We start from the raw sequence: 12138 nt of genomic DNA, 5'->3' as shown, positions 1-12138 counted from the left end.
AGCTAGAACTATTCCCTATAGGAAGGAGCTAGAACTATTCCCTATAGGAAGGAGCTAGAACTATTCCCTATAGGAAGCAGCTAGAACTATTCCCTATAGGAGTGAGCTGGAACTATTCCCTATAGGAGGGAGCTAGAACTATTCTCTATAGGAGTGAGCTGGAACTATTCCCTATAGGAGGGAGCTAGAACTATTCCCTATAGGAAGGAGCTGGAACTATTCCCTATAGGAAGGAGCTAGAACTATTCCCTATAGGAAGGAGCTAGAACTATTCCCTATAGGAGGGAGCTGGAACTATTCCCTATAGGAAGGAGCTAGAACTATTCCCTATAGGAAGGAGCTAGAATTATTCCCTATAGAAGGGAGCTAGAACTATTCCCTATAGGAAGGAGCTGGAACTATTCCCTATAGGAAGGAGCTAGCACTTTTTTATAAAGCAATGAGATAAAATAAAATTTGAATGAGATTAACGATAGCATACAACAAAGAGAAGAATGGTATAGAACTACTATTCGTACCAAAGTTATCTGATAAAATATTAGAAGGTTACTTAATTGATTTAGGTTTTAAAAAATCTAATTCAAAAGGAGGCATGTGGTATGTAACGGATCGACCCTCTTATAATAGCTATGTAAAAACACTTCAGGAGGCTTTTAACAATGGAATAGATCCTAATACCATAAAAGTGGAACCTTCATATAATGTAGATAGAGACCTGATCGATCATTATCAATTCAGTTTGGTCAATGTTAAAATTGATGATGATAAAGAAGAAGACAAAGGTGTTGACTATGTGATTTTTGATGATTTAAAGAAAACAGCTTTGGATATAGCGACACGTTTTGCAAAAGCGAAATATGGAAGCAGACTCAATTCGATTAGTGCGAGTCCAAGAAATTTCAAAAGACGCGCAAGAAACGCATTTGACGAAGGACGAATTATTACAGGAGATTCTGATATCAAGAATGAAGACATCAAAATAATTGAAACTAAAAAAACGGAAGAACCAAAAACACAACCAAAATGGTTAAAAACCAAAGAAGCTTATTTGTTAGATTCTGGTGGAACAGAAAAAAAACTAAAAGATGATGAATATATCGATGAAGTAGCATACGAGCATGAGCAATTGCTATTAGAAGCATTATTGGCTGGCAATACAATTCCTACTACTATTTTAGAAGGATATCCTAAGCTTACTAAACCGAATGATTTTGGGTATTCCTATTCAGCACTAGATTTTGAATCCAAAGAAACCTTTCTTGAGATTTTGAAAGGGATAGGTAATTCCGGAGAATATTATACCGCGAGATACCCTGAAAACAATGAGAAGGAAAAAGCCAGCGCATATGTATGGAAAGGCAAAGATGTAGATATTGTAACTTCTGGAAATCCACTATTACAAAATGGATATGCTTCCAGAACAGGACTCCAAGGAGAACGAGATACTGTAATTAAGCTTATCAATACAATAAACGCCACTCAAGAATTTGGAGGGGAATTAGGGTTGAACTCAATTGGGTTTTCTAGCTTAATACTTTCTGACATTTCCTATTCCTACACCTCTTATACAAACGAAAATGATGTCTATACTATCGATAATGCTGGCAATAGGTATAAAGTATATACTATTCCATTCCCTTTAAAAATCAAATTTGAAGCTACTATTAGACTGGTGCAAGATGAACAAGATCAATACTTGTACGGTTTACGTGTTAGTAATACGTTATCAGGATTTAGTGGGTACTCATTTTTACCAACTAAAGGCGATGGTACATATTCTTCAAAAGAAGAAGCACTAGAAGCGGCCATATTGCAAGTCTTAGATGGAGTTCAATACGATCATACCGAAGCATTACGTATGGGCGCATCAGAAGCACTAAAAAAAGCATATAAGAAAACTATTCTTGCGATATATGATTTTGCAGATAGTATCAAAATCAAATTACCAGAGGAAAAGTCAAAAGCAATACTCCCTTTATCAGTAGATGAAGAAGAATCCATAGAGAAAGAACAGGCTACGAAGATAACTCTAAACACATTGAATGAAGATGTAGAACAGCTAGTGGATGAGTTGAGGGAATTGGAAACGAATGTAGATGATAAAGGGGTTGCTTTTAAAATTGGAAATGCCAAAATCGATTTAGATGAAGCCCTAAAAACTTCTAAGGGTAAACAGCTTATTTATAAATTAAGAAGACTGTACAGTTCCCTAGCGGAAATTGCAGAAACAGTTCCAGGATCTGATAATCGAAATCGTTTCGAGAATATTTTAGAAAGATTGAGGTCTAAAATTGGAGTAAAGCCTTTTAAATATGGTAGCAACAATCGATTTACAATCATTCAAAAGCATACTACTCTTGATGATAAGTTATTGTCAGAGCTTCAATCGTTTATAGAATTACACAAGAATGCTTTGCATATCAGTTATTTGAAATCTAAAAAAGGTGGTGCTTTAAGTATTCTAAAAGTTCGGATTTCATCGGATAGAGACATCATTAGTTTTCTTCATAAAAAAGAAGACAACACCTTAAAAATAGATGGACTGAACCCACACGACGAAGGTATGGTATCCTACAATGGTGGGGCTGTTCCTATGGAGAGATTAAAAAGGGCAATCAAATATATGCTTGCCAATCCGAAAACACTGAGAGTTAGACCTGCCGAGGTATATAGATTAAGTGATTATAAAGGTGCTATTCAGGTAGATATAGAGCATAATGGGCAGCGTATTTCCAATGTGCTAATGCCTGAAGGAGTTGATAGTACATTCGATTTCGGAAGGATAAAAGAAAAATCAAAAAACGAACTTAAAGAGGAATTTCCAATGGTATTTGATATTCAGGATGACACTCTTATTTTCACAATTCCATCCCAATTATTTACACTTTCACAGTTTCAGGATTTATATACGCTAGGTATTCAGGTTGATAAACAGGTTCTGGATGCTCATTGGTTGCATTATGGAGATCGTCTATTTGAATTATTAGGCTATCCCACGGATCTAAACTACCCATATGTTAATCTCACAATGGGATATTACCAGGTTACTACTTTGGGAGAAATTATCAAAGTAAATCGAAACAATAAACACAGTTGGGGAAATGCCATAAAAGGATATCGTCCTATAGCAAATTTAGAAACGGCACTACAACTCATTGATGATAAGATTGCACTGTTTCAAAAAGAACTCGATGTATTAAAAAGAACAGACGACAAAGCTCATAGACATAGCAAAGCAATTGAGCATTATCAGGAACAGCGAAAAAAAATACAAGATTATATAGACAATTACGGAAATCCGTTTGGTATTTCCCAATTAAAGGTAGCGACTGATATTTCTAGCACGGAAACTTCAAAACGTCAAGTTTCAAATAAAAAGGTATATCTAACTGATATTACTAGATATGACACATTTATACCTAATGTGCTTATTCCAAAGGTGATCAATTCTCCATTTGATTCTGGTGGTTTTTATATTCAGGACGCCAAAAAGATTCAAGAGAAAGCACCTCATTTATTACAAGTTTCGGATGAGCGTATTTCAGAACTGGATGCAAAGACGATGTTTGAGTTATCTCAAATGGCGCATCCTAATGACTATGGTTTTTCAGTTTCAAGATCGGCATTACTAAGAGAATGGGAAAGACGTGGGCAATCACTTTTTGAGGAATTGGGGTATCCAACAAATCTACAATACCCTTATGTAAATATTAGTTCGGGATATGGAAGTGTATATCCACTTGAGAAGTTTATTAATCTAGAAAATGAACAAAATGAGTGGTGGCATGTGATAGAATTGTATAGACCTATTGCAGATTTGCATATAGCATTACAATATTTAGATAAAGAAATAGAAAGTATTGTAAAAGTTCGAGATACGTTTACTAATCCCAAAACAGGAAAGCCAAAGAGTAAAAAAGAAGATAAAGAACAGTATCGATCACTAGGTTACAAAATAGAATCATTAGAACGTTCTAAGCTTGTTATTCAGCACTATTTGGATCTAAAAAAAGAGGATGCTTCTACCACTGAAGATAAAGATACTTTTCAGGAGGTAGCACAAGCAGAAACTACTGAAAAAGGAACACAAGATTATTTTTCCAATATCATTGTTCCCGAAAGAGTTATAGCCCCTTTTGACAAAGGGTATATACCACCAGAAGTAGCTTTACAACTCAAAGAACAATTTTTCTACTTGTTTGAGTATACCTATAGAAACGTTCATTGGGCTTCACCAGTTGAATTGTTTATGCTATTGCAGTTTATAAACTTAAAAGAATCAGATATATCTGTTAAGAAAGAAACACTATATCGCATTTGGGAAAAAGAAGGACAGTCTTTATTTAATCAATTGGCGTATCCTACAGATCCGAAGTACCCATATATCAATCTTGAAAAAGGGTTTTTAGAGATAGTACCATTGGAAGTCATTATTTCCAAATTGCCGGATGTGACCATCTGGTGGTCAGCTGTAAAACATTATCGACCTATTGCTGATGTAGAAAAGGCATTAAAAGTCATTATTGAAAAACAAAATATCCTTGCTGAGAAATTCGAGAAGTACAAGGATACAAACAAAACTTCAGTCAAAGGCACTACAAGTGCTAATGAAGATTTTCATAACCTTTCGAGTGATATTACTTTGTTAAAGCATTCCAGAAATCATTTGGAAACCTATGTGAAATCTATAAAGAACACTTCAAAAGAAATATCTAATTCAAAAGATGAACCATTATCACCTGAAGATTTTTTACTCATTCCAGTAGATGAAGCGGATCGCATCCGTAAAGAATTTAAAGCTAAAGGTTTTCGAGTTTCTTTTACAGGAAAAGAAGCGTTTACCCGAAGTTTATCCATAGTAGAATTAGCTGGACGATCTGGATATGTTCAGATATATCTGGATGAAAAAATAGAAAAAGAGTTTAACAAATGGATTACGATTCTTGAAAAAGAGTTAAAAAAGTTAGCAGGGAAAAAGGATAAAAAAAGCAAGCAGAGTAAACAATTTAGATTAGATCGAATTTCGGCTTTAAAAATGGAAGTTCAGGAATTACGTGCATTAGTTCATAAGGAGCATACCGTATTTTGTGATGAGTTGTTTTTAGGATTGATAGTGAGAGCGAAAGAATATGGCTATGTCTTTGATGGTTTGGATATAGCCGACTTTCGCGATTATATCGTAAAAAACATATTTGAAGGTCGTATCCTTGAAAATTATCCCGATCAATCTATTGGGAAGACCGCACGTATTTTGATTGATGATTATTTCTCAGCACAACAACAACAAAACAAAACCACTAATTCAAAAGAAGATACCTCTAATGACTATCTCGATAAGGTCGTGGCTATTATGCACGATCACTATATAAACAATAAACGGGTAACCAAGAAGGGTGTAGAAGCCTTATTGACAGAAGCAAATGTACCCAATATGGGAATGCTATGGGAAGCTGTAGAGTTAAGCTGGCTATTATGGTATAAAATGCTTTACAATAGACCAGGAGCATTTGAGATTAGATTGCAGTCAATGACTACTTTTTGGAATAAAGTACAGCCGACTTATGCCTATTCTGATAGCAGCAAAGAACAATATAAACAGTACTCTACTTCTTGTCCCATTAGTGCGATGATTGCACAATACACACAAATGTCTGATGCGACACGCACTTTTGAGCCAAGTGCAGGGAATGGGTTGTTGGTTTTAGGAGCTGATCCCGCAAAAACCCATGTAAACGAGATCGACAGTAGCCGAAGAAAATCATTAGAATTTCAAGGGTTTAAAACCATTACCCATCTAAACGCAGCGGAACCCTTTCCAGAAGAATATACCAAGTCATTCGATGTGGTTGTTACCAATCCACCCTTTGATAAATGGAGCGCAGATAAGTTCGATAAGGGGCGTATGGTCAAAAAATACTTTGATGGCAATATTGGTCTGAATAATCACTTACGCTTGGAGCATTTGATGTCAGGTTTGGCATTGCATACGATGAAAGATAGCGGAAAGGCAGCCCTTATTATCAAAGGGCATATAAAATTCACGGAAGAAGATGGCTATATGGCTACTTACAAACCATTTTTCAATTGGTTGTACAGCCGATATGTCGTGGATGATGTGATTAATATGAACGCATACAAACTCTACAATAAACAAGGAGCAGTTACCGAAATGATGTTGGTGCTTATAGGGGGAAGAAAACCCAAGAAGAGCAAGAAAGTAGCTCCTAACCGTGATCAGGCAGCATCACTAGCCGATATAGCAGACAGTTTTGAAGAGCTTTGGGAGCGTGTCGCATCGCACATAAAAACACCATTAGAAATAGAAATAGAGAAACTTAAAATCGCATTAGGATATGATATTTTTTAACAACCAATTAATGCCAACATCGGGCAGCGCAACATTATATATGGTCAATAATCCAGTAGCATTTACTAGGTACGAAGACCACGAAGCAGCAATATTTATTCAGTTACACGAACTCATAGAGCGTGCATTTGCTGAAGGAGAAGACCCTATAATCCTCATTGAATCCTATTTAGAGACAGTATACACAGGAGGCAGGACTACAGGTGAAATCGCCAACTTTTTAATGCAAAGTGATAAGATGATACTAGCGATGTGGACACTTAAAGAGAGCTGGAGCAATTTAGATGAATCGATACCAGCAGACTCCTTAATGTATGGAGGTATGGAAAAGAAAGAGGCTATTCAGCTCTATGCAGAAATTACGCTGCGAACCTATCTGGAGGTATTAACAGGAGTAGAAAACTAAAACATTATAAGGAGCAGTTAGTTGACAAGTGGTTTTCAAAGGGTAGCGCAATGCCACCACTTGTCGCAAGCTGCTATTATTTAATCAAAGATATTACTATGGAAAAGGATATAGAAATACAACAGGAACAAGAAGAATTTACTCAGAATGCTTCCGAGGTAGCAGCATTAGCAGCGGAGCAAAGTGCACTGGTTCCTTACATCCCAAAATCCAATGCTCCTTTTAAAATGGACACCCTTATTCCACGTAACATGGCATTTGAGGTACAAAAGGCATTAAATGGTATTGTCAAGGAAAAAGGAAATATTGATAATTATGTTAGAAATGGTCTTAAATACGTGTCTACAGCAACTTTATGGAAAGCACTGGCTGCAGAACAGGTGGACGCTCTAGCACTATACTTAAAACAATTTGAACGTGGTCAGGGAATTATAGTAGCCGATCAAACTGGAATCGGGAAAGGAAGACAGGCAGCAGGTGTGATCCGGCACGCAGTAAAAAATGGGTACTTACCAATTTTCTTTTCAAAAAAACCTGATTTGTTTTCGGATATGTATCGGGATTTAAAAGCCATTGGGTTTTCAGATATCCATCCATTTATTGTCAATACTGATTCAAAAGCAAAAATTAAAGATGCCGATGGTAGTGTCGTGTTTTCCCCACTTTCTTCAGATGCACAGTCAACTCTACTTTCTCAACAAGACACGTATGACATAGAAAGTCCTGAAGCTATTGCTTATCTGAAAAGAAACCGTATGCCAATTCCTAATTTCGAAGAAACTCCAACCCTAACGATTAAAAAAAGCATTGACCATTTACCTAAAGGATATGATATGGTCTTTTGTACCTATTCCCAAGTACAATCAGCACAGCCCTATAAAAGAGATTGGATTGAGCAGTTATGCCTAAACGGTGTTGAAGGCAGTAAGAAGTATAAAAAAGTAGTGTTTATTCTTGATGAATCCCATATGGCAGGGGGATATGATTCTATTATAGGCAGATGGATGCGCAGTGTTTTACCTCATACGGAAGCCTGTTGTTTTTTAAGCGCCACGTTTGCTAAGTATCCAGAGGTAATGCCTTTTTATGCGAAGAAAACTGCTATTATGGAGACGGGGTTAAAAGACGAGAATTTTGTGAGTTCCATGGTAAGTGGTGGATTGGCATTACAAGAAATTGTAGCATCGAACTTGGCTGAAAGTGGACAACTCATCAGGCGACAACGCTCTAATGAAGGGATTAATACTAATTACATTGTATTAGACGAAGAACCACAGCGGAGTAAACACCGAAAAAGTGTCAACCGCATCATAAAATTGATGAACCGTGTAGTAGATTTTGAGGCTACCTACATCACTCCTGAATTAAACATGATTCACCAACAAGCGAAAGCTATGGGGGAACTCGTAAAAAAGAAACCAAGAGCGTTAGGAGTTAAATCCGCTCCCTTCTTTTCCAGAGTATTCAATATTGTAGATCAAATGCTATTTGCACTGAAAGTACAAGATACTGCACGAATTACCCTTGAGCTATTAAAACAAGATAAGAAGGTGGTCATTGCTTTTAAGTCAACTATGGGAACATTTCTAAAAGACCTCAATGTTTCTAGTGGTGATGTTATACCACTTGAGGAATTAGATTTCGTTAGAACGATGGTAAAAAGCTTAGACGGAGTCTTTAATTACAACTATACCAATATCGATGGTAGTAAAAGCAGGCAGAAACTTCAATTAGAAGAATTATCGGACAATGCACAAGCAGCATACTATGATATCAAACGAGCTATGCTTTCTGAAAGCTCAGGACTTATGGTATCCCCTATAGATCAGCTCATTGATATGCTGACTCAAACTAAGAAACCAAGATCGATTGGAGGGCATGATGGAACATATTATAAAGTAGTTGAAGTTACAGGAAGAAATCAAAAGGTGTATTTTGAAGGAGATGATGCTATAGTATCTTCTTTTCGTAGTGATGCAGAGAAGGCATTTCGATTATTTAACAATGGAGATTATGATGTGATACTGATCAATCAAAGTGGTAGTACGGGTTTTTCGGCACATTCTTCAAAAGATTTCAATGATCAAAGGCAACGCCACATGATCATCCCGCAATTTGAATTGGATGTAAACACGATGGTTCAAATTTTAGGAAGGGTCAATAGGACTTCACAGGTAAACTTGCCTGAATATTCTTTTTTGACGAGTGACATTCCTATGGAGGTTCGCTTAATGACGATGATGAAAGCGAAATTAAAGTCACTCGATGCCAATACTACGGGATCTCAAAATACGAATGATGATACCTTAAAGAGTGAAGATTTCTTAAATAAATATGGTGATAAAGTAGCGTGGCAATGGGTTGATGAACATCAAGAGCTGTTGCCACAGTTAGGATATCCAACATATCATAAAAAGTATGATTGGAAAACAGGACAAAGTCACCTTGAACGTAATGAGACTAAGGAAGGAGCTATTCGCCAATTAACAGGACGAGCAGGCTTGTTATTAGTGAAAGATCAGGAGAAACTCTACAGCGAATTATTGGCAATGTACAATCAACAGCTCATTTTGGAAAAGCAGGAAGGAACCTATGACTTAGAAACGGAGTTCTTACAATTGGATGCCGATGTTAAAAAACGATTTTTGTACCAAAAAGGAAATGGCGGAAATACCCCTTTTGGAAAAGATACGATACGAGAACAATCTATTGTCAATAACCTCAAAAGACCACTTACCAAAACAGAAATAGACAGACAGATTGAAGAAGTGTTGAATGGTAAAACTCCGAAAGAAGTGCAACAGGAGTTGATAGATGGTATTGAAAAAGACTATCCAACACTTATAGCGCAGCGAAAGGAGAAGAAAATTGCATCCATCGAAAAAACCCGTAAGGAACTTTCTGAGCTTCCCGAATTGGGCTCTGGAAAAGATGAAAAAGAAAATGATAAGATTGCCAGTAAAAGGACAAAGCTCACTGAGATTATAGAAGAAGCAACCAGTGATGTAAGTGCTCTTGTAGGGAGATTGGAGCGTATAAAAACCATTATTGTTCGAGCGATGGGTGCTTTTGAGACGGGGGATGTAGTAAAAGTTGCCAAAGTAGGTTCTATCTCAGAACCTTCTTGGGGTATTTTTCTAGGGATTTCTATTGGAACATCTACAGGCAATACCTACACTCTGAGTAATATCCGTATGCGATTTGCAGTGGCAGATCAACGAAAGACACTTACTTACTCTTTAGTTCCGGAACAACAAGCTTTTATCAATAGTATTTATCAGGAGAGTAAAGATATTACAGAAGTAGAAAAAACGAATGTGCCTGGGCAGTGGAATGACCTGATCAAAAAAGCATCCTCAAAACGAGAAAAACGGCAAATTCTTACGGAGAATATTGTAGCAGCTTCGTATCAAATAGGCTCAAAGAATAGACTCATCAAGTATAATACCAACGCTGGAACTATCAAAAACGGTATTCTGATGTCTTTTGACTTTGGAAAGGATGGGGAGCATATGGCACTACTTCCTATTTCCGCTGCTATAGGAGCTATAGAGCAATTGGAATTGGATAACACTTTTAAGGATCATACCCAGGGGATTAAATTCAAACGTATCGGTGATAACTACTTTCAAGTCTATATGAGTAAGAAGGAGCATTACCGATTGGGTATTGATCCAAAATTACGTCAATTAATCAGACGAGCTGATGGGCAAAGTGAGGATGAACTTCCAGATTTTGTCCAAAATGCGGGGGATATGACAGGAGCACTATCCTTTAAAAACTTGGAAGCTTTCCTTCTAGCACTCGATACGCACGGTATAAAGGTTGAAGGAGAAGCCAAAGAATTAGAAGATTGGGAAATTGAAAATCTTACTGATTGGAATACGCGAACCATTAGTAAAAATGACACTTGGAAATATGAACTCGGCAAGTCATATGGACAAGGGAGTAATCCGTTATCAGGTTTTCTGGAGTATGAAGAAGCTACAGCGAACTATCCATATGGGGTAGTAACCTATGAGCGCAAATTAACAGATAAAGAAAAATATTCTTTTTCTCTTGTTCCGATATTCAAAAATGTAGCGGTTCCATATTTAGCTTGGAAAATTAATACTCAAGATACTCCTATTTATAAAGAATTTCAAGAAGTTTTAAATCAGGCAAGTGAGACTCCGATTCACGAAGCTCAAGATGCACTAGGGTATTTTATCACGAACAATCCACACGAAGATGGTAATGCCGAATTTGTATTCGGGCGATTTAGTCCACAGCAGTTAGGCTTAGCGTGTTATGAAGATATGATTTCCGAGATCACTCCATTTGATGAAGTATTGGATAAACTACGATTATATCACAAGCAATTGGCATCCTAAAGAATTGAACGATACATAATACTTAAAAGTAAAAACACATGAAAAAAAGAACATTCGCATTAGACATACCTGAAATACAGCAAATACCAAGCTTTATGAAAATCCTTGATGATTTAAGTGTTGGGAATAATGTGTTTTTGGTAGGTAGTAAGGGTACTGGCAAATCAAGATTGCAGGAACAAGTAAGTTATTCCTTTTTCGGTAGAAGAAGAAATGACAAAAAAGAGCTTCCATTTGAGATTATTAATTGCAATCAATGGACATCACCTGTTGATATTATTGGAGGGCAAACCCTAGATGGATATCAGGAAGGAGCGCTATCAAAAGCGTGGGGTGAGGGAAAGATTTTATTGCTAGATGAATTACCAAAACTAGATCCCAATACGGCAGGGCTATTAAATTATGCACTGGCAAAAACAGCGGATACGGATGCAGTTATTTTAAATGGTCAGAAAAAACCAATTCGGAAGCATCCAGACTTTGGGTGTATAGCTTCAGGGAACACGCTAGGTAAAGCGATTAGCCATTCTTATGTGGGAAACAATAAACAAGATGCATCATTGTTAGACCGATTTAGCGGGAGTATTTATGAGATCGGCTTTAACGAAGCCTTAGAACGACAAGTAGTGTATCCAGCAGTAGTTACTATTTGCATAAATATTCGCAATTCCATATTGGCATATGAAGGAGAAGGCACTATGGAAGAGGATACAGAAGATATCATGACCCTTAGAACGATGATTAATATGCAACGGATTTATGAACTGGAGATGATGCGCGAGATGGGTATCAAGGATGCTAATGGTACGATTCACCATACAGTTTCAAATGGGAAAACTTTAAAAGATTGTTTGGAGAGTTTCTTCTGGACGATGGGTGTAGAAAAAGCAACTCATATCAAAACGCAAGTAGGATATGAGGACTTTATAAATAATTATAAAGGATCGGTTTGGAAGGATCAGTTTATTCAGGAATATAAACGCAGAAAGTAA

General features: G+C 36.8%; 4 protein-coding genes. All 4 read left to right on the top strand.

The genetic code is table 11. The features are described 5' to 3' along the window. The first annotated feature begins 460 nt into the window (after positions 1-460). From Q0829_RS19500 to Q0829_RS19485, 4 genes are read left to right on the top strand one after another with little or no spacing between them, the layout of a single operon-like run. Entirely contained in the window at positions 461-6367 is a 5907-nt protein-coding gene (locus Q0829_RS19500; RefSeq protein ID WP_298546190.1) for a hypothetical protein, read from the top strand. Beyond that, positions 6354-6773, top strand: a complete 420-nt coding sequence (locus Q0829_RS19495; protein ID WP_298546189.1) for a hypothetical protein — start codon at positions 6354-6356, stop codon at positions 6771-6773. Before Q0829_RS19500 ends, Q0829_RS19495 begins: the two co-directional genes overlap by 14 nt. 50 nt (positions 6774-6823) lie before the next feature. Next, positions 6824-11146 carry a strawberry notch C-terminal domain-containing protein gene (locus tag Q0829_RS19490; protein ID WP_298546187.1) on the top strand — a complete coding sequence of 1441 codons (4323 nt, stop codon included), beginning with the start codon at positions 6824-6826 and terminating at the stop codon, positions 11144-11146. Between the two features lie 38 nt (positions 11147-11184). Beyond that, on the top strand, positions 11185-12138 hold the full coding sequence (locus Q0829_RS19485) for an AAA family ATPase (RefSeq protein WP_298546185.1): 954 nt from the start codon (positions 11185-11187) through the stop codon (positions 12136-12138).

It is taken from the genome of uncultured Aquimarina sp. (assembly GCF_947492405.1).
Taxonomy (GTDB): Bacteria; Bacteroidota; Bacteroidia; order Flavobacteriales; family Flavobacteriaceae; genus Aquimarina.
This window is presented reverse-complemented; position numbering and strand designations above follow the sequence as displayed.

Coding starts and splice junctions, on each gene's coding strand:
- Q0829_RS19485 (WP_298546185.1), top strand. CDS start 11,185: ATGAAAAAAAGAACATTCGCATTAGACATACCTGAAATACAGCAAATA.
- Q0829_RS19490 (WP_298546187.1), top strand. CDS start 6,824: ATGCCACCACTTGTCGCAAGCTGCTATTATTTAATCAAAGATATTACT.
- Q0829_RS19500 (WP_298546190.1), top strand. CDS start 461: ATGAGATTAACGATAGCATACAACAAAGAGAAGAATGGTATAGAACTA.
- Q0829_RS19495 (WP_298546189.1), top strand. CDS start 6,354: ATGATATTTTTTAACAACCAATTAATGCCAACATCGGGCAGCGCAACA.